Origin of the sequence: Nostoc sp. (assembly GCF_036918245.1) — a bacterium.
Taxonomy (GTDB): domain Bacteria; phylum Cyanobacteriota; class Cyanobacteriia; order Cyanobacteriales; family Nostocaceae; genus Nostoc.
Map to the genome: position 1 here is coordinate 22,755 of NZ_JBALEF010000112.1, position 21,877 is coordinate 44,631.

Below are 21,877 nucleotides of genomic sequence, written 5' to 3' on the forward strand. Positions count from 1 at the left end.
ATGTAGCGATCGTCAGGCAGCAGCCCTGAGTTAAAAGAAAAACTAGTATAAAAAATCTATGTCCGTAAGTAACCGCGAACGAGTTGGCAGGGTGCTAGACCTTTTGAGAGAAGGCTTATATCCTTTTGTCGAAAGGGAAATGCGTTCCATTTATGGCGATAAGTGGGTAGTTGCCGCTACACCTTTTGTTCCAGAAGACCACAGCCTAAGACGTACTGTCCAGCAAATTCTCAAGCAGGACGAATCAGCACTGCTGAAACTCATGTCTAATCAGTGGCGTGAGGTGTTCAAAAAGACTCTGGGCAATGCAGAAAGAAGCTTGGTTGGGGAATTAATTGACACGCGCAACTCTTGGGCGCACAATAAGCCACTCTCTACAGATGATGCCTATCGCGCTCTTGATAGCGTATCGCGGTTACTTTCTGCTTTTTCCGCACCAGAAGCAGATGAAGTTGATAAACAAAAACAAGAACTTTTGCGGGTACGCTTTACAGAACAAGCCCGTCGTGAAACTCGTCGTGCTACTCACCAACCTCTAGAAGGCAATCCTGTAGGCGGTTTAAAACCCTGGCGAGAAATTGTTACACCTCACCCAGATGTTGCCTCTGGTAGCTACCAACAAGCAGAATTTGCTGCCGACCTCTGGCAAGTTTATTTAGATGAAGGTTCCGACGAATACCGCATACCTACAGAGTTTTTTAGCCGTACTTTTCTCACCGAAGGGCTAAAGCAACTGCTCACAAATGCCTTGCTACGTCTTTCTAGCAATGCAGGCGACCCCGTTATCGAACTGCAAACCAACTTTGGTGGCGGCAAAACCCACGCGATGCTGGCACTATACCACCTGTTTATGGGAGTTCCCGCATCCGAGTTACCAGGATTGGAACCAGTGCTGGAAGCGGCAAATGTTTTACCTTTGCCAAAAGTTAACACAGCAGTGCTGGTAGGAAATAAAATTTCTCCCGGTCAGCCTCAACCTAAAAAAGATGGCACATTTGTCCGAACACTCTGGGGCGAATTAGCTTGGCAACTGGGCGGTAGGGAAGCCTACGAAATGATTCGAGAGGCAGATGAAACCTCAACGAACCCTGGCGATACCCTGCGGCTGCTGTTTAACCGCTATGCACCCTGCCTGATTTTAATTGATGAATGGGTAGCTTATGCCCGACAGCTTCACGAAATAAACGACCTTCCGGGGGGCAGCTTTGACACTCACTTTACCTTTGCCCAGACTTTGAGTGAGTCGGCAAAAAACGCCAACCAAACTCTTTTGGTTGTGAGTATCCCTGCATCTGATAATGAGATTGGAGGCGATCGCGGTAAAGCAGCCTTAAGTAGACTCAAAAATGCTATTGGCAGAGTTGAATCTCCTTGGCGACCAGCAACTGCCGATGAAAGCTTTGAAATTGTGCGGCGGCGGCTGTTTCAACCCATCACCGAAGAAAATGGCTTTATTGCCCGTGATGCAATCATCCGTGCCTTTGCAGAAATGTACCAAAACCAATCTCAGGAGTTTCCTAGTGAGTGCCGAGAAGCTAGTTACAAACGACGGCTAGAAAATGCCTATCCTATCCATCCAGAACTGTTTGACCGACTTTATAATGACTGGTCAACTCTCGACAAATTCCAACGCACGCGGGGTGTGCTGCGACTGATGGCAAAGGTGATTCATTCACTTTGGGAAGGACAGGACAAAAGTTTGTTAATCATGCCTGCCAGTGTGCCAATGGATGACGGACAGGTACAAACAGAATTGACCCGCTACCTAGAAGATAACTGGGTGCCAGTCATTGAAAAAGATGTAGATGGATATAATTCTCTACCATTAGCGTGCGATCGCCAAAACCCGAATTTAGGACGTTACTCTGCCTGTCGCCGTGTTGCTCGGACGATTTACCTTGGTTCTGCCCCAACTCTAAGAGCAGCCAATCGCGGTGTAGAAGATCATCGGATCAAGTTAGGGTGTGTTCAACCAGGGGAAAGTGCAGCAACTTTTGGCGATGCTTTGCGCCGACTTACCGACCAGTCCACACATCTTTATGTCGATAACACTCGTTACTGGTTCTCAACTCAGCCTAGTGTCACCAGACTTGCCCAAGACCGAGCCGAGCAAATCCAACAGGATCAGGATAAAGTTTGGGATGAAATCATTCTCCGATTAAAGGCTGATAAGCAACGGGGTGAGTTTACTGGAGTACATATTGCTCCCGACTCCTCGGCAGATGTTCCTGATGAAATGGCCGTAAGGCTGGTTGTTATGGGGCCACAACATCCCCATAAAAATAAGGAAAGCGAAACCCCAGCCCGCGCCAAAGCCGAAGAAATACTGAACCAAAAGGGAGCCAGTCCTCGGTACTGCAAAAATATGTTGCTGTTCCTGGCACCAGACAAGACAAAACTGGAGCTATTAGAACAATCTGTTTGCCAGTACCTTGCCTGGAATTCGATTATTCGGGATAAAGAAGCCTTAAACTTAGATGTTTTTCAAAGCAATCAGGCGACGACTAAACAACAGCAAACCGACAAGGATCTAAAAAATTTAATTCAAGAAGCTTACATCTGGCTGTTAGTACCGATGCAACCCGACCCTCAAGGAGAGATTGAATGGCAAGAAATTCGATTGCAAAAGCAAGACTCTCCTATTCTGCAAGCAAGCCGCAAAGCAGTTCATGAAGAACATTTGATTGCTAACTATGCCGCCAGCCGCCTGCGCCTAGAAGCCCTCGATCCTTATCTCTGGCGCGATGTAAACCACCTCGACCTTAAAAAGTTGTGGGAATACTTAGCGTATTACCTTTACCTGCCACGCATCAAAAATCAACAGGTACTATTACAAGCGATCGCAGAAGGAATTGCAGCGTTACTGTGGAATGAAAACTTTGCTTATGCCACAGGCTGGGATGAATCCAAAGGACGTTATCTTGGTTTGAAAGCAGCTGAACACATTACCGTAACCCTTAGCAGTCAAAATCTGATAGTTAAGCCAGAAGTAGCACAACGTCAAATTGATGCAGATGCTGCTGTTAAACCTGTAACTCCACCATCAGTTAAAGAAAAAACAGGAAGCTACAAGACTGGAAAGGAAAAAACTATTGACACTGTAGTAACAGCAAATGGCTCCTCTGATAGCCAAGTAACTGTCATAGTTCCACCAAAACGTTTCTATGGTTCAGTCAAATTGGACGCATTGCGGCTAAGACGTGACATAGGACAGATAGCAGACGAGGTTATTCAACACCTCAGTAGTTTAGTAGATGCTGAAGTAGAAATTACCTTAGAACTTCAGGTCACTGTCCCTGAAGGAGTGCCAGAGAACGTGATTCGCACAGTCAGCGAGAACTGTCGGGTTCTCAAATTTAGTAATCAGGGATTTGAACAAGAATGAAGTTGAGGTACATAAACCTTGTTAGAAAGTAATGAGGTAAAGCATTACGTCACTCTCAAGAGTGCGTAGGCGTAGCCCGTCGTAGACATCGCCATTGTAGTTATAGTAAATACGTTGTTAGTACTTGTAGTAACTAAACAATTAACTATCACAGTCAATCGTCTTAATAAAGCTAAACCCGTCAGACATCTGACGGGCTTTTTGGCATCTTGGGAGCAGAACTGATAATTTCATCTATCCATCGCCTGAGAGAATCGTTCTCTTCTCTCAGGCTGCTAATTTTCCCAAGTATTCATTTTGGAGTACAGCAACCTGTTGTTTTAATGTCTCTAAGTCCACCTGCATTTTGGCTAAATCTGGAGTTCCTTGGGATTCTTCAGCCAGGTAAGAACGAATCCAACCCATGATTAATTCTGAGGCTGTCTTGCCCTCAGTTTTAGCTTTGTCCATAAAAGCTTCCTTAGTCTCATCGTCCATTCTGACAATGATTTGATTGCCCAATTTTGTTGTTTGCCGCTTTACCATATTCCTTTCTGCTAGAAACTCTCAATCTGTAATAACTCTATTTACCTTAATTGTGGCTAATTTTGAAAATTTTGTAGTAACGCTCTTGTTTTAGTAATAACAGGTAATTACAATGGAGTAACAAGACAAAGGCGATCGCCCTCCGTTCAAAGATTGCGATCGCCTTTTGTAAAGCCCCATCAATGAGGTTACTCAGATGATTGTACAAGATGAATTTGACAAACAAGCCTCGGCTCAAGCAGAGTTTGAGGAATATGTTGACCACTTAGCTGACGCAGTAGCGCCAGAAATTGAAATTGACTCAGTGCCAGATGATTTGGGAGAACTGTATCGAGTTTGGAACGGTTCCCAACTTCTAGGAACTTTTTACCAGAATCTTGAAGGCAAATGGATAGCACAGCCCTGTAATAGCGATAAAAGACACTGCTGTGACACTTCTGATTCAGCGCTGCTTTTGATTATTGCTGTCAACGGCTTACTAGTCGCGGATGTAGCTTAGAACTCAATATTCTTCCCATCACTTAGAGACGTGTTAAAGTCACGTCTCTTTCTTGTTTGGAGCTTTTGATTAACAGAACTATGATCTAGAAAGTGTTATTAACTTAATTCGGTTGCTTATAAAGCTCATTTTCTAGAGCTGCTTGTACTCTCTGTGAGCAATTTTCTCGTAGTGCAGCCAGTCTAATCACCTTCCAAGGCTGAATTTCTTCTCCGCAATCATCAAGCCGCTTAATTGCCCACTTAATACGCCGAATCTGAAAATCCTCTACAGTTTCGTTTATATTGGTAATCCGTGTTGAAAAATTCCTCAATAGAATTCGTCAGAAATCTAATTACGAGTAGATGTCTGATGGGATGAAATGACTTTCTATGCTTCCTAACAATGCTGAATAGCCAGTTTTGCTCATTTTCGTAATTCACCATTGAGTTAACAGCCACAAGCACTTCAGCACCATAAAAGAACAAGAAATTATCTAGTAGTCTCTTTTGGTTTACTCGCCCGGTTGCCGTTGCAAAATCTTTTTCAATCAATAAAGCTATATATTTTCTTTGAAACCACTCTAGTTCTCTAGAGAAAAGATTACTAGTTATCAACCAGGAAATGTCTTGAGCCAGCAGTCGCAACTTTTTTAAAGTCTCTTGACTGTAAGTCTATTGTATCGGTAGAACATGACAGTTTTCTTGGCTTGTAGCATAGTATTCATGCCTATTAAAACCTTGCATGGGAATTGTGCTATCTTGCAAAGTCACACCATGAACTGGGCAAACCAGAACCCCTGGTGTTTGGTGTAGCCTATGCCAGTATGACTCCCCATAGTTTTGCAAATCTTCTTCCAAGCATTTTGGGCAAAATCGCAGATACCTCTGCATCTTCAACGAACTCGCCATAATTCCGGTTCTGGTATGAATATCTCCTCCGAAATCTGCTTTCATAGACTCCATTACCTGGCTGGCTCTTTTCGGTGGCAGGAAAACACTGTAGAAAGGATAGAGGGTATATTTATATATCAAATCTTCTACTTGATAATTCGAGATAAATTGTAGATTCTCAATCAACGAATTAAGGTTAGAAGGTAAGTCAACAGTAGCTATTACATCTTGAGAATTAAATAGCTCTCTTAAAGTTATTTTTGGACTTGTGTTACCACTCCTAATGTGGTAGCGAACCAAGATGCTGTATAAAATTTCATCTGGATAAGGGGCTGGAAAAAAGCCAAGCATAGATTCTTTCTTATGTTGAAACCTGAAAAGAATATTTTTGTAAATTCCAAAGTGTTTCAAGTTTGTGGCGATCGCCTTCCACACCTTTCTCTCCCCAGCAAACAAAATTATCAGGATTTTTGTCCTCTATCATCAAAATTTTAGGTGTTACACAATGCCTATATTATCAATAATTTAGGTATTACACAATAACTAAATATCTTTGACCAATTTATAGAATCTACCCGTAGTCCTTGCTGTTGACTATGATTTAGGAGGTGTGTAATAGCTGGGTACTAATGGGGAAGAAAGGGCACAAAGGACAAAAAGACGTACCAGAGATGTACGACGAGGTGAAAAAAAGGGTCAACCTAGCCCTTACTCCTACTGGTATTAAAGGATTAGATGCGATCGCCTCCAATTTTGATATAAGCAGGTCGGAGCTTGTAGAGAGAATTGGCAGACGACTGATTTGCCTAGATGTAAATTCCTTCACTGAGGAGGAAATGGAAGCCATAAAAAAGCACTGACCGAATTGATTGCTATTTACAGCGATCAGTTGAACCGTCAGGGTTTGTTTGCTGGTCTTGGTGCAGTTGAGGGCGATCGCAAGTTGCAACTACACAAGCAGATTGAGCAATGGGAACAAATCCGCACAAAAATTTCGCATGAAGAAGGTTGAAGGAAGTTTTTGAAGTATAAGTTATGGTAAAGAGCAGCAAAATCTTGCTTAACGTCTGACGACATCTAATGTTAAAGAAACAGAACAACTTTGTCAGCCTTTGTCTTTTCAAGTTCTGCTCAACGTCTGACGACATCTAATGTTAAAGAACAAAGTTATTGAGAATCACTAATGTTCAACGCATTCCTCTGCTCAACGTCTGACGACATCTAATGTTAAAGAACAGCGATGGCTAAACATATTAATCCATCAGGTCTTCTAGATAATCTTACAAGCATATGTCATTAAGAGGTACTAAATTTGCAAAATTTAATAGGCTAGGTTAGTTTAGCAACGCCCAGAAGACTTATTATTGAAACTTTTTCAGGAATTACAAGCATCCTAAGTTATAGGAAAACGCTAAATTACTGATTCAGTAAAGAATACCGACTTTTTATCTCTTTATGTTGGTTCAACAAGCAGATATCCTTGTGAAAATCTAAATATCCTCATTTTTCAACTAGTTTGAATTGTAGTCCACGATAAATTCGGTGGTTGCCATACTTGGGACTCTTGAAGCTCATAACACTGCCAGCGCGTTCTCTTAGACCCAACATGATCAACCCAGTAAGGTAAGGTTAGCGAACCATCTTCATTTGTAACTAACCACCACAGCAACTCACCATGATACTTCTCAGGTAAAAGGGTAACAGTATTGACTAAATCCCGGCTTTCACCTAAACACAGCCCACCAAATCGATTGATAGAACCTGGGTTCGCAAATGCCTGCTGCAAACGTTCTGGTAAAGTAGGCTTTGCTTTGTCTGTTTTTACCCAAACTACAAACTCAATGTTCGTTAGCAACTCTTGGTAATCAGGTTTAGCATTCTTAGGGTGGTGGATATCTTTCGTTTTAAACCTGCGAAAAGTCCGAATTACAAGAGATTTTTCTGGTTTAGACAAGAGCGCGATCGCTAATTGAGTTCCACAATGCTTATAACGATCTGTCTCACCAATCAGAGAAAGTAACATCCCGTACACCGTAGAAGGCGGTGGTACTGGATACGTTTCAGCATATTCTCTAGCACGGGATTGACGAAAACAAGCAATAGGTACTTCAACTTTCAAAGCAATTGTCGTCATGTTAATCGCTCCCCGATGACAACTGCAAATCTTCAGCAATGACCTGTTTTAATGCTTTGACTGCCGACTTCACTCCAGGAAACACATTTGCTCCCAAATCTTCTAAACCCTGAGAAATTAAGCCTCCAATCCATAATTCTTTGGGATCAATATCTTCTACTTCCACCTGTCGCACTAAGTTGGATACTGACAAATTCCCCAGTTCATCTTGCTCAAAGCAATATAGAAAACGAGGGGAAAAATCATGTGTCCAGCGCAGTACAATACTTTCAGGGGAGAAATCATACAAAAAACGGGCATGATTTCCCGCGACTTCACCAATCGAAATCAAACCATCTAGAACAGGATGGATGCGAGATTTATCTTTGAGGCTATCAGGTGTCAATGCAAAACCATATTGATAACGAGTAGCATGAATCTCTGTGGCATAAAGAGAATTTCGTCCTTTTACTCCACTGACAGCATTAAAGGTAATGTCTCCCGTAAAAGGTATGATTGACACTGCACGAGTAACTTCTAATACACCTCGTCTAGCAGTTATTTTTCCTTTAGGCTTTTGCTTGCCCTTACGTGGAGAAGTTTGCTTATCCTTACCTTTAGAACTTTTTTTGTTCTCATCTTGGGATGCTCCTTCGGACTCGCCTTCAGACTCATCTGACGCTTCCACCTTTGCTGCTTCTGCCTGCATAAATCCTAAAATATCATCATCAATAAAGCGAATCTCATCAAAGTTAGGGTCTTGCCAAACATGATCCGCTACTGGTTGAGCGTTCTCATCCCAACATCGATTCACCGGATAGCCAACATTTTGCCAGTAGTAGCTTAATGCCCAACGAATCGCCTCAGATGAAATGGTAGTATGAACTTCACCTTTCCAAATTAATTTTTGTAAGGGAGTTATATTACCTTCATTTTCCCCACGATTATTAGCTGCGGTTCCATAGCTAGTCAAAATATTACCGAATAAATGAAACATTTAAAATTGCCTATTAAATTCATGTTTTGTGCTTTATTAAGCAAAAGAATGTGTAATTATTCACTATTAGAATCAGAGATTTCCAATATTTGTTTCTCAATCACATTGCTTTTTGGATAACTAGTAAGAGCAATAAAAGTTAAATCTCTGGCAACTTTCCAATCCATTATCCCAGAAGTTAATGGCAGTAATTCTTCCCAGTGTTTCTCTAAAATGGAAAGTTGGCCTGATCTTCCCCAAAACTCCGCAATGAATTTCCGAAAGTTTTCAGCATTTGTACAACGTCCTAGTTGCGATAAAATACGTATGTTTTCTCTTTCAATTTGAGCATATTGACCTTCATTTGTTCGCCCATGAATTTTAGCGTAGATTTTCTTCAATGCCTCATGACAAGCTTTAATAAATAATTTTTGACTTTCTAGATTCCATTCAGAGTTTTGAATCATCTTATTAACTCCATCATTAGTAATGAGTTTCAATAAACTTTTATTTTTAAAGATTGTATATAAATTAGCCCACCAAGGAAAGCCCTTTACTAAGTTATCGGCAATTGTTCCCCTAAACATGTTGCTAATGATAAAATTTTTATTTTTATACTTAATAATTTGGTACTCTGGAAAATAAATACGACTAAGCTTATAGATAAAAGCTATTATTTCAGTCGCTTCTACTACTGCTATTTCTATGCGAGTTTTTTGCTGCTTTGACCAAATTACCGTTCCAAATAACATGACCTGGCATCGTTTTACTTGATCGGGTGTAGTCAGTTCTATAATTGTTTCGTAAGTAAGGAATCTTAATGCAGCATCTCCTAAGCTAGATACATGGAAATCCTTGTAATCTAAGTTTCCCAAATTCCAGTATTCCTGGGCATAAATTTCTAAGTCAACCACTTCAGGTATAACTAGAGCATATTGTGTATGTTCCAGTTTGGTATGCGATCGCATAACAAAGTAGTGGCAAGCGACAGGAGCATATAAAAGAGCAAAAGTCAGTTGTGGTTTCTCTTCAAACTTAGTTTCTTTTGTAAAAGCAACATGACGAACTACAGACCCTGGATATAGCCACCCTGCGACACCAATTGATTGTTCAAATAATTGACCTTGTTTATCACAGAGTTGTTTAGCAAAATGTTGATGAGCATAGGAAACTGCTTTCTTAAACTCAACATCGATTTCTACACCATCAACTATTAATGACCAGGATTTACTGCCGTCAAATTTAAAAACCTGATTATGTTGGAGAAACGTTCCTGTTATTCCCAAGTGAATATTAATTTGGGTTTCAATATTGATTGAATGCGTATTTAAGCCTGTCAGCGAAATTAGACCTTCTTCATTAATCTGAAAAGATTGCTTTAGCAGCCAGTCTAAAACTACGAAATCCTGCCCTTTCCATTCAAGGCTGATACTGCGAGGAGTCAGCAACCAAGTTAAATTACCAGGTCGTTCCGTAGGTATTGGGTATAGTTTTTCTAGTTGCTTGAGCGTCATCCACAGCCCTGCTATGCCAGCACGATGTATCCAAGTTATGCTTGGGTCGCCCAGATTTAACTGGATTTTGGGATTGACAACACTAGCTACTATGGACATCTTATTTATTTCTGGGAAATACTCTTAAACTTTTATTGGGTAATAGTCAAAACCAGCTTTAACTTGCGTTTCCCTTTCTCTTCACTGGCACAAAAATGCCACAGCCCATCTTACGCTTTTCCCCAATGCCATATCTCAGTAATGTTAGCGAATCTTCATTGCTGAGATTAATGATTTCTAACCTAAAACCCACAACCGTAAAGCGCTTGATTTTGATACTTCTACGTTTTGGGCTACCATCAGTATTTTTAGTAATAAAGGCTTTTCCCTGAATACCCAGTTGTTCTAACTGACGCTGTGCTGCTGCTAAAAATGACTCCGGTTCTTGATAACCCTGGATAATCACTATACGCGATCGCAATCTCTCAGTAGGCTCAAGCAAATAAATTTCAGGAATCCCCAAGCGAATTGTATGCTTGCCAATTTTCAGGGACTTACCTGCTAACGGATAAACCAAACGCACTTGATCTACTAGTAGCTGAATCCGAAGCCTAGAATTTTTAGTTAGCTGAATTACGCTTTCCTTGGGAATACCTGCAATAGTATGAATTCCAAAGCTGCTTGACGAATTAGCTCAACAGTAATAATTTCTTTCCCGCCTATTGAAATTGCTCTCCATTGAAGCATTTTGTAAAGTTTGATAGCAATATCCATAATTCCCTGACTTTCGTCATAAAAAACTTCATTTATCTCATCTGAGAAAGGAACAAAAGTTTTTGTCCATTGGTATTACCACATTCCTTCCATAAAGAAATACCATTTATGAGCATTTACCATTCTGTCCCAAATTACACTTCCTTCTCCTGTTCCTCTCCTAGCATTTATAAAATTTCCTTGAAGAATAGGAAAAGCCTCATTTGTACCAACTCGAATTACTGGGACTCCTACAGTATTGTCCTCAATTTAAAATTTTTTCCACAATTTCCTGGCATTTTTTGACATTTCTGAAGATATTTGCCGGATAGGAAGTTGGAAATAGGTTGCTACTTTCACTCATAATACTACCCAAAAACTCTGAGGTCATAGATTGAATATCATCAATTTGTACTGCGGTTAAATCAGATGATATGCTCAAAAAATTCTCTGTTAAGGCTTTGTACCCCAGGTGTAGTATGAGACGATTACTAGAAGTAGCAAATAGCTTTTCTCTTCCATCTCGTTGTTTTTGTACTTCTGATAATTTATTCTCTACTACTCTTAAGATTTGAACTAATTTCCAAAGGTTAGAACCATTTACTGATGTATTAAAGAGAGTTTTGTATGGAGGTTTTTCTATATCTTCCCATAAAACACCAATTTTATCTTTAACTCGCGTGGCGAAAGAAACCTCATTCTGTTTGCACGCTCGACTAATCGTAGCTTCATTTAAATCAAAACCTTTTTCTCCATCTGGGATTGATTCACCTGACTTATAAGTATAAATAATTCCTTCTAAGTGAAGTTCATTTTTTATTCTTTCTTGCTCTGGATCGAGAGCTACAAATTCTCGACGATCAATTCGGTTCTGAGTATTGTTGAATCGAGTAATTTCTGTAGCAAATTCTTCAGTACAGTTTTCTAAGGAGATAAAACGAATAAGAACTCTTGCTTTTTCAACCTGCTCAGGAGAATTTTGATATGCTCTTGCTATCGATCCAACAGTCTGAGCGCCATTAACTACTTTGACATCTTTACATTCAAATATGCCCATGTCTCTTCCACTACCACCAAGCGGTTTTTTCCCAATACTAGAACACAAAGCTGTTATGCCATTGTTATAATACCAAAATTTTTCCGGTTCTTTTTTGAGTGTATTGATAATACCTTCATTAACTTCACTATCTTTTACAAAAAGCCTAATATTTGAAGAGAACAATTTAGGAGAATGTTTAGTCCACTAATCAGCTACTTCCCTAGCAGACACTTGCCCATAATATGATTGATAGGGTTCTTTTGTTTGTGCCCACTCAAACAGGCAAACATCTAAATTTATAGGATTGCCAGATGCTCCTTGAGATATAATATTATATATATATGCCTGGTTATAAACTCTCATACTAACAATATCTGATGAATCGTTCATCTCACCTAATAGATCATCCAATTCTCTTTTTGGTTCATCTGCTAAGGGAGTTTGACCTGAATAGACAAGAATTATTTCAAATCTTGTTCCTGCGTCATTCAGCGCTTCTTCAATATCTGGAGTTTTATTATTAAATTTTGAGTTGAATCTGTCATATCTAGCATTTACCAAGTCTTTAAAACCTCTAGTAAATTTCATTACCTCATCTGTTTTAACACTACCTTTACTGTCTTGTTTCCATTTGGACTGTAATACATACATTATTTTTTCTCGCCTGTCAAAATAAAGTGAATCTATTCTATTATCCTGTCCACCATCAACTATCGATTTTGATGCTTCTTGAGGAGAGATATTAGCTAAAACCATCAAAGTAAATGCAGCTAGACTTCTTGTTAAGAAAATTAACTCTCTGTCTGTTTCAGATTTATTTTGATAATCTGATAAGTCAATCAAACCATTAAATGTTTTTTGAAGGTATGACTTTATTTGACGTAGGTGGATTTCACTCATAATGTTGGTAGATGTAATTAACTTGGATGTTATCGGCTCAAATTTTTACAGACTTGTCTGTAGTATAAAGACGTTGTAAAAATATACATTCGGGTTTTTGCGATCGCATTTGGATAATTTTACCCTTTACTGCAAATCCAACGAATGCTTACTTAAGTATTAATAAATATATTATACTTATAATCATTGCCATAAAAATGGCTTCTGCAAGCCATAGAACTTCTTCAGAAGCCATTTTACCTTAATTTTGAGTATAAAATAATACTATTCTACAGTAACGCTTTTAGCTAGATTACGAGGTTGATCGACATCCAAACCGCGACGGGCGGCAATATGATAAGCCAATAATTGCAAAGGAACTACTGTGAGAATCGGAGAAAGTAATTCTTCTACATGAGAGATGGGAAAAAGATCGTTAAAAATTTCCGCAGCTTCGCCATCGTTGACGGGAGTCACGCCAATTAACCGAGAATCTCTAGCTTTGGCTTCTTGGGCATTAGAAATAACTTTTTCGTACACACTACCAGGTATTGCGATCGCAACTACTGGTACTTTCGCATCTAAAAGCGCGATCGGGCCATGTTTCATCTCTCCAGCCGGATACCCTTCGGCGTGAATATAGCTAATTTCTTTTAGTTTCAACGCCCCTTCTAAAGCAATGGGAAAGTTAATTCCTCTTCCCACAAAAATGAAATCTTTGGTTTCGGCGAATTCGTGGGCTAGCTGTTCGCTTAAACGTTCCTGACTTTCTAAAGTTGCTTCAATTTCTTTGGGAATCTGTCGTAACCCATTAATAATTTGATCTAATGTATCTTTTGAAACTGTCTGACGACGAGCGGCTAAATCCAATGCCAAAGCATAAAATGCCATCAGTTGAGCAGTAAAAGTTTTCGTCGCTGCTACCCCAATTTCAATTCCCGCTAGGGTACTGATGATATGGGGTACTAGATGACCAAGGCTGCTTTCAGGACGATTGGTAATGCCCAGTAGTCGCGCTTGATATTTGGGTTCTTTTCCCTGGCGACGTTCTTTTTCCATAGTCAAAGCTGCGAGGGTATCAGCTGTTTCACCTGATTGGGTAACACCAACAATCAAGGTGTTAGCTGTCACGGGTGATGGTGCATAGCGATACTCAGAAGCATAATGTACTTGAGTTGAAATTCCTGCTAGTTGTTCGAGTAAATATTTTCCGATTAATGCTGCGTGCCAACTTGTACCACAGGCGACGATCTGAATTTGTTCTAAATCCTTGTATAAATCCGCAGGTAAACCAAGATTGATTGGCGATTCGGTAGATTCTCCAAGATTAGTAAAGTATGCGTCTAAACTAGCTCTTACTACCCCTGGTTGCTCATGGATTTCTTTGAGCATGAAGTGTTTGAATCCCTGCTTTTCTACCATTGCAGGATTGAAGTTGAGCAGCCGGGGTTGTTTTTTCAACCTATCGCCAGCAAAATTGTAAATCTCAACGCCCAAAGGTGTGAGGCGGGCAATTTCGCCATTTTCCAGAGGTAGCACTGCACGGGTATAGGCAACGATCGCAGGCGTGTCAGATGCACAAAAGAACTCCCCTTGCCCAAAACCAATTACCAAAGGTGCTTGTTGGCGGACAACAATCAATTCATCGGGGTAGTCAGCAGAAATAACTGCGATCGCAAATGCCCCTTTTAGGTGGTTAACAGCTTGGCGAACTGCCTCTAGGAAGGGAGATGAGGAAGATGAAGGAGGAAGATTCTTTAAAAATTCGGCTATTAAATGGGGAATGACTTCGGTATCAGTTTCAGAAAGAAACTGGTGTCCTTTCGCTTTGAGTTCCTCGCGTAACTCGCGGTAGTTTTCAATAATGCCATTTTGCACTACCGCCACTCGCTTTGCCGTATCCAAATGGGGATGGGCGTTGTACTCTTCTGGTTTACCATGAGTTGCCCAGCGTGTATGACCAATACCAATTGGGGCAGGGGTTTCTATTTGTTCCAGTTTAGAACGCAGGTTATGGAGTTTACCCTTTGCCCGCACACAATTTACCTCACCTTCCCAAACAGTGGCGATTCCAGCCGAATCGTAGCCCCTGTACTCTAGTTTCTCCAGTCCAGCCAGTAAAATGTCTGTCGCCGCTTGAGTGCCTATATATCCAACAATTCCGCACATTCTTCACACCACTTTTTTTCAGGATGATTAAATCCAGTATAGTCGGTAGCATAAAGTGGACATTTTGCAAAGAAAAAAGGGAGTAAGATACTCCCTCTACCACTAGGTATTGTTATGGATTTTAGGTTTTTTTTACAGCGGATTCCCCGTCAGCTTTTGACCTGACGGTACAAATACGGCTTCTAGGATTTACATACCCAGAGATTATATCCCCAATCTAAAATTGCGATTTCGTAAGGCGGGCAGTGTCCACTCTACGATCGTAAAGGTGCTTGCTATTGAGACAATTAAAAGCCTTGAGTGCCAAGTTCCGAGTTCCAAGTTCCGAGTGAAGAATCAAAAAATTTTGTTTCTGATTTACTTCTTTTTGTCTCAGCACCCAGCACTCAGCACTCAGCACTCAGCTTTTTAGTAAGCTAGACCCATACTGCGAGTTGTTTCAGCGCCCAGGTAAACCCGGATGCTCAAAAAGTCGGTGGGACAAGCGGTTTCGCAACGCTTACAGCCCACGCAGTCTTCTGTACGGGGTGAAGAGGCAATTTGAGCAGCTTTACAGCCATCCCAAGGAACCATCTCAAGTACATCAGTAGGGCAAGCGCGGACGCATTGGGTGCAGCCAATGCAGGTATCGTAGATTTTTACAGAATGAGACATTGAATAAACGGCTCCTTTCGAGTGTTCTTCTCTGCGAAAGAATCATAATCAACGCATAGTCTACCGCAGTGGTTGATAGGCCGTAATCAAAAGGCTACATAACTTCAAACAATGTAATAAGCAGCGTTAAAATTTCTTTTTGCGAGATTGTCCCTATTGACTGATAATCAGCAACATCATCAGAGCGTATTTACCACAGTGGTATACCATAACGGGGTTGAATCGTAAAGATAGATGAAACAAAATTAAAAGTAAATAGAAACATCTCCATAATTTTAACTATGGGGATTTTGGGTAATAATCTGATTTTGCGATCGCCACTTCCCCGTGCAAACAAAAGCAGTTCGGCAATTTATATTACGCAAAAGCAGTTTTATTACTGAATCAAACTGCTTTTGCTATGTAAATGATTAATTTACAGACTGCGATCGCTCACCGATAACTCGTATATTTAACTTTTTAGGTCTGGCAATTTCATAATGTTTACTCCTACATATCAGAGTATTTCAGAAATTGCAAACTCATCATTTATAGTAGCAATTTTTGTTTCAATCTTTGGCTCAATAGCCGTCACTTGCAGTTGTTCTTCTAGATTATTAGCATCAACTAATTTATCTTTTACATACTCCCTTTCTCGGATTTGTCGGACAATACTTTCTAACAGCCAAAGTTGTTCTTCCACAGACAAGGTAAGGATAGAGCGCTCAATTTCTAGTAAATTCGGTGAGATCATTTTACTTTTGATTCCTAGTAAGGTGTATTTTTCAAAGATATTATATTCAGTCTATCTGGTTAACCTAGAGCATCGCCAATTCTCCATCATTTTCCCCACGCCTATCATTTCACAAATCATCAGAGATTGCTATAAATAACTAAAAGCCCGTTTTATGACTTTTTAATTAAGTATTACTGCTGAAGCAAAATGTGCGCTAAACTGACTACATGAATTACGAAACAGCTAGGAAACTCCTCATAGATCAGACAATCACAACCGAGGAAAACCCAGATGCGCTGTTAACGCGTATGAAACAGGGCAAACCGCCGGTACCCGGTCAGATCACTTCGATTTTGTTGGCATTGAAAGTGGTGTTTGAAGCCCTCAAAGATGCAAAGAGCCTAGACCGAGAACTGGCTTTGGCCCTTTATCAGTTAAGTATTAAGGCACAACAGCTATTTGGCGCAGGGCGGAAAGCCGGGGTTGATTGGCCACCACTACTCAAAGAAGATTTACTACGAATTTCCTTAGCAGCTGAAAGTATCTTTTCGGGTATATGGCAAACCTTAGCTCAGATGGAGTTGGGGAAGAGATGAGGAAGAAATCAATTCAAAATTCAAAATTTAAAATTCAAAATTCAAAATTAAAGAACTTCTGCCTCCTACCTGGTTGTTGAGCGTAGTCGAAACACTGCCTCCTGCCTCCTCTTGTCCAATGCCCATTAACGAATTTGCAGTTCATTTTCTAACTTGTCTAGGTCAGTTTTGAGCAAAACAGTCATTTGACCTGTAAAAGCTTTGCCAGTCTTGGGTTGGGCAACTTCCACCCAATATACATAGCGATCGCCTACTCGTAATTCTCCCTTTAAGGCTTCTCGAATCGGAGTTTTGGCTAGACGTGCCGAATTAACTACATTCTGGTTGGGATATTGATACACGACTTGGGCGCGATCGTAGTCTTGATAAATCTCCAAGCCATAAATTACCCGCAAGGATTCTTGGAGACGCGCAAATGTCATGCCGTTAATAGCATCATACATAGTAATGCGCTCAGTCCGAATTCTGCCACGGTCTTTAGAAAACTCTACCCTACCGGGAGGCAATACTGACGCTTGAAAAGTGAAGCGTTGGGCAGCAGTATCAGTCTTTTGCACAAATAATCGCTCTCCGCTCCTGGGGCGGAGTGTCGGATGTGCTTTAATCCAAGTGCCTACCTCTTCTGTACTTTGCCCTGGTAAAGCATTGGCTTGGGAATCAAAAAGCGTTCCGACACAGAGCCAGGGCATTAGAGAAAAAGGTAAAATTAAACAGTTAAGCAGAGATTTTTTGAGCATTTTGCTGTTGAGGATTTTTATAGAAATTTCCCATTCGGGAGTAACCATAGTCTTCCCGTTTTTCAGCAAAATTACTTCAATGGATTGCAGCGATCGCGTCGCGTTACAGCAGAATTCAAGTATTTGAACCACATCTGTTGTAGGGGCGCAAGGCCTTGCGCCCCTACCGCGTGGTCTATTTACCTGAAAATAGCTGTAATTAGAGAGTTAGCTGAGGCAGTGCGTAAATAAACCACCGATTCCAAATCAATGAAACCCTTACGCTGTATTCATTTTTAATTTTTAATTCCCCATTCCCATCACTAAGCACTTCTCAAAGCCACAATGGGGTCGAGTTTAGCAGCGCGACGTGCAGGAACAACACCAAAGAATAAACCAATAGCCCCAGAGACACCAACAGCCATAGTAATCGCTACAGGAGAAAGACTCGCTTCTAAAGGAGTCAAGGCTCCCACTAATAGGATGCCACTGACACCAACCGCAGTCCCAACTAAGCCGCCAGCGGCAGAAACTATCACTGCCTCAATGATGAACTGTAGCAAAATATCTTGTTCAGTTGCCCCGATCGCTTTTCGCAATCCGATTTCTTGGGTGCGTTCGGTGACGGAGACTAGCATAATATTCATAATGCCAATGCCGCCGACAAACAGGGATATGCCTGCGATCGCAGCTAGCATAATTGTCAATGCACCTGTAATTTGACCGACAGTTTGCAAAGCATCCTTTTGAGAGCGAAGAGTAAAGTCATCTTCACCATTAATTTTGTGCCGTAAACGCAGCAAATTAGTAATTTGAAATTCTGCTGCATCCACGCTATCGGAATCACGAGCGGCAGCAACGAGATAATCTAAAGCAATACCATAGGGAGAATTCTTGCCCACAAGTCGGTTTGCAGATGTCGTGATTGGTATTAGGGCAGCATTATCATAATCTGCTCCCACGCTGGAACCTTTGGCTGTTAACGTCCCAATCACTTGAAAGCTGGTATTTCCAACTCGCAATTGCTGACCTATAGCGTTAGTATTACCAAATAGTTTTTCTGTCAAGTCTCCACCTAGCACAACGACTTGGTTACTTCGCTTGATGTCTACCTCGGAGAAAAACCTGCCTTTAGCAGTTTCAAAATCCCGCACCGACAGGAAACTGGGAGTTGTGCCAATGATGTTGACATCGGTGTTTCTGTTGCGGTATGTAACCACCTGTCTGGTGTTTAATTCGGGAGAAACTCCTACTACTGTTGGTACTTGAGAGGCGATCGCATCCGCATCTTGCAACACTAGAGTTTTTGGTACTTCAAAGGAGATCCGCTGAGTTTCTCGATTACCTGGCAGTACAAATAGCACATTTGGCCCTAGTGACTCCAACTGTTTATTAATGTACTTTTGCCCACCTTCGCCAATCCCAATCATCGCAATCACGGAAGCGTTGCCAATAACTATACCCAACATCGTGAGAGCGCTACGCAGCTTATTTGACAGCAGGGTTTTCCCCGCCATATTCATGCTTTCTAAAAAATTCATATCTTATATAATTACGAACTTGTACTGAGCGTAGCCGAAGTATTACGAACTTGTACTGAGCTTGTCCTGAGCGTAGTCGAAGGGCGTAGCCGAAGTATTACGAATTATTTTGTTCTTTCGCCTTTTCGATTTTGTAGTCTTTGGGTGGGTTAACAAAAATGCGATCGCCTTGTTTAACTCCCCCTAAAATCTGAGTTTGGTCTTGAATTTGTGCCCCAATTGTAATTTCGCGGAACTGGGGTTTATTCTTTGCATCGGGTACGAGTACACCAGTTTTACCCTTTTCGGTGACGATTGACACCGTTGGTAACACCAAGGCATTATTAACGCGATCGCCTAAAAAAGTCAGATCCACATTTAAGCCAGAACGCAGTTTATCTATGCCAGTATTGAGAGCAACCCGCACCTGGAAGGATGTCACACCTTGTTCTATCACTGCTTCAGGAGCAATCAGGCGCACATGACCTTTAAAAACTTGATCCGGATATGCATCAGCAACAATTTCCACCTGCTGCCCCGGTTTAATTCTGCCAATGTCGGCTTCAGGAACTTGAGCTAATATTTCTAAACCGCGTGCTACAGCGACAATTGAACTGGAAGTTGCCGATGCACTAGCAGAAGCAGAAGTTGTCGGTGTGACAAACGCGCCGGGTTCGGCATACTTTTGGGTAACAATTCCCGACAAAGGAGCGCGAATAATAGTATCTTCCAACTGCACTTGCACACCCTTTAACTGAGCCTCAGCAGATGCAACCGCAGCTTGACGCTGGGCAATTTCCTCAGAACGAGTGCCATCTTCTAACAGTACCAATGCTGCCCGTGCTTCGTTAACAGCGGCTTGGCGTTGGTCAATTTCCTCACTCCGAGTGCCACTTTGGACTAACGACAATCGTTTTTTTATTTCTTCTAAACTGGCTTTAGCACTTTTGTCGTCGCTGATGGCTTGATCAAGTAATTGTTTATTCTCCGCTCCCTGTTCGTATAGGTATTGATAACGCTTTACCTGTCCACTGGTGTAATTCGCCTTTGCTTGAGCCGCATCCACTTGGGATTGAGACTGAGCAATCTCTTGGGGACGATTACCAGCCTTAGCTGCGGCTAATTGGGCTTGAGATTGTGCTAATCGCGCCCTAGCTTGAGCGATTTCTTGAGGACGACTACCAGCCTTAGCTTCGGCTAGCTGTGCTTGACTTTGGGCTAAGTTAGCACGGTACTGGCTCCTTTGAGCTTCAATACTGGCGCTATCCATGCGGGCGAGAATTTGCCCTTGTTGAATGCGATCGCCTTGTTCCACATATAATTGCGACAGCACTCCAGGATTCTTGGGACTAATATTTACGCTTTGAACTGGCACGACTTTGCCACTAGCTGTAATCCGCAAAGTGACGTTTTGTGCTGCAACTGGCACAGTTAGTTGAGCAATATCTTCTTTGTTTGTCCCTTGATTTACTAAAGTGTAAGTTGTTATAGTACCCACAACCAAAGCACTCCCTGCCATCAGCCCTATCAGCCAGCGCAATGGATACTTAACTTTGCCAATAACTGGAATTTCTATGTGCGTAGCCATATTATAGAAGCCTGTAAATCTTGCTGTATAAGAATATTTTTTAGTTAGAGGACAAATGGGTAATACGGAGTTGTTAAAGCTTTGGGATTAAATTTTTATGAGTCAATTAACAACCAGATGCATAATAAGCTTCACAGTTGCTTAATCTTCCTTAATACTAGGCATTCGTATTTCTGTATGTCTTCACCTAAAAGGGTGACTTTAGCCACAGCATATTAGTGCAATTCTGAACTATTCGTGAGAAACAAGATTCCCGACTTTTTTGAGAAGCTGGGAATCTCCGGCTGGGAATTCTCACAAATTAGATAGGATTGCTATAGTGCGATCGGGCTTTAGTTGCTCTGTATCCTTTTCTTTTTCCCTACTCCCCATTCCCTACTGCAAAGCAGTTTGTAATTATTGCTGAAATTGGGTTAATAACCAAGCACCAACTTGACTTTGATTTATTTGACGAGTTCGCCGTAATGCATCGTTTAATAAAGAAATAGCTAGTCCTGGTAATACCTGAGATTCTGTAATCCGCCTACTACCTTGGTTTTCAATAGCAAAAGCCATAACTTGGACATTCTGGACATTTAAAATCCAGTATTCTTTTACTCCTAAATCTTCGTATAAAAGTCGTTTTTCACCTTGATCGTCAGCAAGTGAGGTATTAGCTACTTCAATAACTAAATCTGGTGGTGGATATATATCTAGATTAATGATTGAAGTTCCATAAGGAATGACATCAGCATTCTCACCAATATAGTAAGACACATCAGGTTGAGCTTCCTTAAAGCCTGTTTTCCGATATGTACAATTAGTTAAGCCTTTGGCAGGGATGCCTTTAATTGTGCAAAAAAGGTTAACAGCAAAGGCAATAATTGTGTTGTCGCAAGCGTGGTCATGGCCTAGTGCGTAGATTTCAATCCTCATCTGTCCATTGTGGTAGTAGCCCTTGGCTTTTTCGTAGGCAGGATTTTCAATTATTTGGATATATTCATCCCAAGTTGCTGTTATCCAGGTATCGGTTGCTAGTTGGGTCTGTAATTCGCTCATAATATTGCGAAAGAGGAACTTTAACAACGATCATACAAGTTTCATTTTCCAGCACTAAGCTGACACCAAAGCTTTAACTGCATTCTTGCTAACAATTTTCGTAGGGTGTGTTATGCCGGAGGCTAACGCACCGATGGTCTACTTTAATGAATCCAGTCTTTAAGGTGGATGAACGGAGTTCTGAGGTGGATGAACGGAGTTCTGAGGTGGATGAACGGAGTTCTGAAGTGGATGAACGGAGTTCTGAGGTGAATGAACGGAGTTCTGAAGTGGATGAACGGAGTTCTGAAGTGGATGAACGGAGTTCTGAAGTGGATGAACGGAGTTCTGAAGTGGATGAACGGAGT

Annotated in this window: 23 protein-coding genes; 6 read left to right on the forward strand and 17 right to left on the reverse strand. The window is 41.2% G+C overall.

Annotated elements, in window-relative coordinates; genetic code table 11:
• Positions 1-58: 58 nt before the first annotated feature.
• Positions 59-3,385, forward strand: a complete 3,327-nt coding sequence (locus V7L12_RS32385) for a Swt1 family HEPN domain-containing protein (RefSeq protein WP_335090690.1) — start codon at positions 59-61, stop codon at positions 3,383-3,385.
• Positions 3,386-3,652: 267 nt separating this feature from the next.
• Here V7L12_RS32385 and V7L12_RS32390 read toward each other — a convergent pair whose 3' ends face one another.
• Positions 3,653-3,910, reverse strand: coding sequence for a hypothetical protein (locus V7L12_RS32390; protein ID WP_273766102.1), 258 nt, complete (start codon positions 3,908-3,910; stop codon positions 3,653-3,655).
• Between the two features lie 196 nt (positions 3,911-4,106).
• Here V7L12_RS32390 and V7L12_RS32395 point away from each other — a divergent pair, with 196 nt between their 5' ends.
• Positions 4,107-4,409, forward strand: a complete 303-nt coding sequence (locus tag V7L12_RS32395; RefSeq protein ID WP_335090693.1) for a hypothetical protein — start codon at positions 4,107-4,109, stop codon at positions 4,407-4,409.
• Between the two features lie 242 nt (positions 4,410-4,651).
• Here the strand turns inward: V7L12_RS32395 and V7L12_RS32400 are convergent, their stop codons facing one another.
• From V7L12_RS32400 to V7L12_RS32410, 3 genes are read right to left on the reverse strand one after another with little or no spacing between them, the layout of a single operon-like run.
• On the reverse strand, positions 4,652-5,035 hold the full coding sequence (locus V7L12_RS32400; RefSeq protein WP_335090695.1) for a TnsD family Tn7-like transposition protein: 384 nt from the start codon (positions 5,033-5,035) through the stop codon (positions 4,652-4,654).
• A gap of 27 nt (positions 5,036-5,062) precedes the next feature.
• Entirely contained in the window at positions 5,063-5,632 is a 570-nt protein-coding gene (locus tag V7L12_RS32405; protein ID WP_335090697.1) for a TniQ family protein, read from the reverse strand.
• 10 nt (positions 5,633-5,642) lie between these two features.
• A complete protein-coding gene (locus V7L12_RS32410; RefSeq protein ID WP_335090699.1) occupies positions 5,643-5,765 on the reverse strand; it encodes a hypothetical protein in 123 nt (40 codons plus the stop codon).
• Between the two features lie 145 nt (positions 5,766-5,910).
• Here V7L12_RS32410 and V7L12_RS32415 point away from each other — a divergent pair, with 145 nt between their 5' ends.
• Both V7L12_RS32415 and V7L12_RS32420 read left to right on the forward strand, forming a co-directional pair.
• Positions 5,911-6,141, forward strand: a complete 231-nt coding sequence (locus tag V7L12_RS32415) for a hypothetical protein (RefSeq protein WP_335090701.1) — start codon at positions 5,911-5,913, stop codon at positions 6,139-6,141.
• A 5-nt stretch (positions 6,142-6,146) separates the two neighbouring features.
• Complete coding sequence (locus tag V7L12_RS32420; RefSeq protein WP_335090703.1) at positions 6,147-6,293, forward strand: hypothetical protein; 147 nt, start codon at positions 6,147-6,149, stop codon at positions 6,291-6,293.
• 495 nt (positions 6,294-6,788) lie between these two features.
• Here V7L12_RS32420 and cas5 read toward each other — a convergent pair whose 3' ends face one another.
• The 9 genes from cas5 to V7L12_RS32465 form a co-directional block, all read right to left on the reverse strand.
• Positions 6,789-7,415, reverse strand: coding sequence for a type I-MYXAN CRISPR-associated protein Cas5/Cmx5/DevS (cas5, locus tag V7L12_RS32425; RefSeq protein ID WP_335090705.1), 627 nt, complete (start codon positions 7,413-7,415; stop codon positions 6,789-6,791).
• Between the two features lies 1 nt (position 7,416).
• On the reverse strand, positions 7,417-8,391 hold the full coding sequence (locus V7L12_RS32430) for a DevR family CRISPR-associated autoregulator (protein ID WP_335090707.1): 975 nt from the start codon (positions 8,389-8,391) through the stop codon (positions 7,417-7,419).
• Between the two features lie 56 nt (positions 8,392-8,447).
• A complete protein-coding gene (cas8a1, locus tag V7L12_RS32435) occupies positions 8,448-9,983 on the reverse strand; it encodes a type I-MYXAN CRISPR-associated Cas8a1/Cmx1 (RefSeq protein ID WP_335090709.1) in 1,536 nt (511 codons plus the stop codon).
• 58 nt (positions 9,984-10,041) lie between these two features.
• Positions 10,042-10,533, reverse strand: a complete 492-nt coding sequence (gene cas6 / locus V7L12_RS32440) for a type I-MYXAN CRISPR-associated protein Cas6/Cmx6 (protein ID WP_335090723.1) — start codon at positions 10,531-10,533, stop codon at positions 10,042-10,044.
• 348 nt (positions 10,534-10,881) lie between these two features.
• Positions 10,882-11,838, reverse strand: coding sequence for an AIPR family protein (locus V7L12_RS32445; RefSeq protein WP_335090711.1), 957 nt, complete (start codon positions 11,836-11,838; stop codon positions 10,882-10,884).
• Positions 11,839-11,859: 21 nt separating this feature from the next.
• A complete protein-coding gene (locus V7L12_RS32450) occupies positions 11,860-12,555 on the reverse strand; it encodes a hypothetical protein (protein WP_335090713.1) in 696 nt (231 codons plus the stop codon).
• Between the two features lie 264 nt (positions 12,556-12,819).
• Entirely contained in the window at positions 12,820-14,703 is a 1,884-nt protein-coding gene (glmS, locus tag V7L12_RS32455; RefSeq protein ID WP_335090715.1) for a glutamine--fructose-6-phosphate transaminase (isomerizing), read from the reverse strand.
• A 408-nt stretch (positions 14,704-15,111) separates the two neighbouring features.
• A complete protein-coding gene (gene psaC, locus V7L12_RS32460) occupies positions 15,112-15,357 on the reverse strand; it encodes a photosystem I iron-sulfur center protein PsaC (RefSeq protein WP_015175986.1) in 246 nt (81 codons plus the stop codon).
• Positions 15,358-15,853: 496 nt separating this feature from the next.
• Entirely contained in the window at positions 15,854-16,090 is a 237-nt protein-coding gene (locus tag V7L12_RS32465) for a hypothetical protein (RefSeq protein ID WP_334822265.1), read from the reverse strand.
• Between the two features lie 209 nt (positions 16,091-16,299).
• Here V7L12_RS32465 and V7L12_RS32470 point away from each other — a divergent pair, with 209 nt between their 5' ends.
• Positions 16,300-16,668, forward strand: a complete 369-nt coding sequence (locus V7L12_RS32470; protein WP_292787328.1) for a Dethiobiotin synthetase — start codon at positions 16,300-16,302, stop codon at positions 16,666-16,668.
• 125 nt (positions 16,669-16,793) lie between these two features.
• Here the strand turns inward: V7L12_RS32470 and V7L12_RS32475 are convergent, their stop codons facing one another.
• The 4 genes from V7L12_RS32475 to V7L12_RS32490 form a co-directional block, all read right to left on the reverse strand.
• Positions 16,794-17,405: a hypothetical protein gene (locus tag V7L12_RS32475; RefSeq protein WP_335090725.1), complete on the reverse strand. Its 612-nt coding sequence runs from the start codon at positions 17,403-17,405 to the stop codon at positions 16,794-16,796.
• A 302-nt stretch (positions 17,406-17,707) separates the two neighbouring features.
• Entirely contained in the window at positions 17,708-18,925 is a 1,218-nt protein-coding gene (locus tag V7L12_RS32480) for an ABC transporter permease (protein ID WP_335090717.1), read from the reverse strand.
• A gap of 97 nt (positions 18,926-19,022) precedes the next feature.
• Positions 19,023-20,492 (reverse strand): efflux RND transporter periplasmic adaptor subunit, encoded by a 1,470-nt coding sequence (locus V7L12_RS32485; RefSeq protein ID WP_334822268.1) that lies wholly within the window; start codon positions 20,490-20,492, stop codon positions 19,023-19,025.
• Between the two features lie 396 nt (positions 20,493-20,888).
• On the reverse strand, positions 20,889-21,530 hold the full coding sequence (locus V7L12_RS32490) for a Uma2 family endonuclease (protein WP_335090719.1): 642 nt from the start codon (positions 21,528-21,530) through the stop codon (positions 20,889-20,891).
• 146 nt (positions 21,531-21,676) lie between these two features.
• Between V7L12_RS32490 and V7L12_RS32495 the strand changes: the two genes are divergently transcribed.
• The coding region (locus V7L12_RS32495) for a hypothetical protein (protein WP_335090721.1) at positions 21,677-21,877 on the forward strand (201 nt) is incomplete at its 3' end.

Coding starts and splice junctions, on each gene's coding strand:
- V7L12_RS32475 (WP_335090725.1), bottom strand. CDS start 17,405: ATGCTCAAAAAATCTCTGCTTAACTGTTTAATTTTACCTTTTTCTCTA.
- V7L12_RS32405 (WP_335090697.1), bottom strand. CDS start 5,632: ATGCTTGGCTTTTTTCCAGCCCCTTATCCAGATGAAATTTTATACAGC.
- V7L12_RS32385 (WP_335090690.1), top strand. CDS start 59: ATGTCCGTAAGTAACCGCGAACGAGTTGGCAGGGTGCTAGACCTTTTG.
- V7L12_RS32480 (WP_335090717.1), bottom strand. CDS start 18,925: ATGAATTTTTTAGAAAGCATGAATATGGCGGGGAAAACCCTGCTGTCA.
- V7L12_RS32465 (WP_334822265.1), bottom strand. CDS start 16,090: ATGATCTCACCGAATTTACTAGAAATTGAGCGCTCTATCCTTACCTTG.
- V7L12_RS32430 (WP_335090707.1), bottom strand. CDS start 8,391: ATGTTTCATTTATTCGGTAATATTTTGACTAGCTATGGAACCGCAGCT.
- V7L12_RS32470 (WP_292787328.1), top strand. CDS start 16,300: ATGAATTACGAAACAGCTAGGAAACTCCTCATAGATCAGACAATCACA.
- cas8a1 (WP_335090709.1), bottom strand. CDS start 9,983: ATGTCCATAGTAGCTAGTGTTGTCAATCCCAAAATCCAGTTAAATCTG.
- V7L12_RS32410 (WP_335090699.1), bottom strand. CDS start 5,765: ATGATAGAGGACAAAAATCCTGATAATTTTGTTTGCTGGGGAGAGAAA.
- V7L12_RS32390 (WP_273766102.1), bottom strand. CDS start 3,910: ATGGTAAAGCGGCAAACAACAAAATTGGGCAATCAAATCATTGTCAGA.
- psaC (WP_015175986.1), bottom strand. CDS start 15,357: ATGTCTCATTCTGTAAAAATCTACGATACCTGCATTGGCTGCACCCAA.
- V7L12_RS32395 (WP_335090693.1), top strand. CDS start 4,107: ATGATTGTACAAGATGAATTTGACAAACAAGCCTCGGCTCAAGCAGAG.
- V7L12_RS32485 (WP_334822268.1), bottom strand. CDS start 20,492: ATGGCTACGCACATAGAAATTCCAGTTATTGGCAAAGTTAAGTATCCA.
- V7L12_RS32450 (WP_335090713.1), bottom strand. CDS start 12,555: ATGAGTGAAATCCACCTACGTCAAATAAAGTCATACCTTCAAAAAACA.
- cas5 (WP_335090705.1), bottom strand. CDS start 7,415: ATGACGACAATTGCTTTGAAAGTTGAAGTACCTATTGCTTGTTTTCGT.
- V7L12_RS32415 (WP_335090701.1), top strand. CDS start 5,911: ATGGGGAAGAAAGGGCACAAAGGACAAAAAGACGTACCAGAGATGTAC.
- glmS (WP_335090715.1), bottom strand. CDS start 14,703: ATGTGCGGAATTGTTGGATATATAGGCACTCAAGCGGCGACAGACATT.
- V7L12_RS32490 (WP_335090719.1), bottom strand. CDS start 21,530: ATGAGCGAATTACAGACCCAACTAGCAACCGATACCTGGATAACAGCA.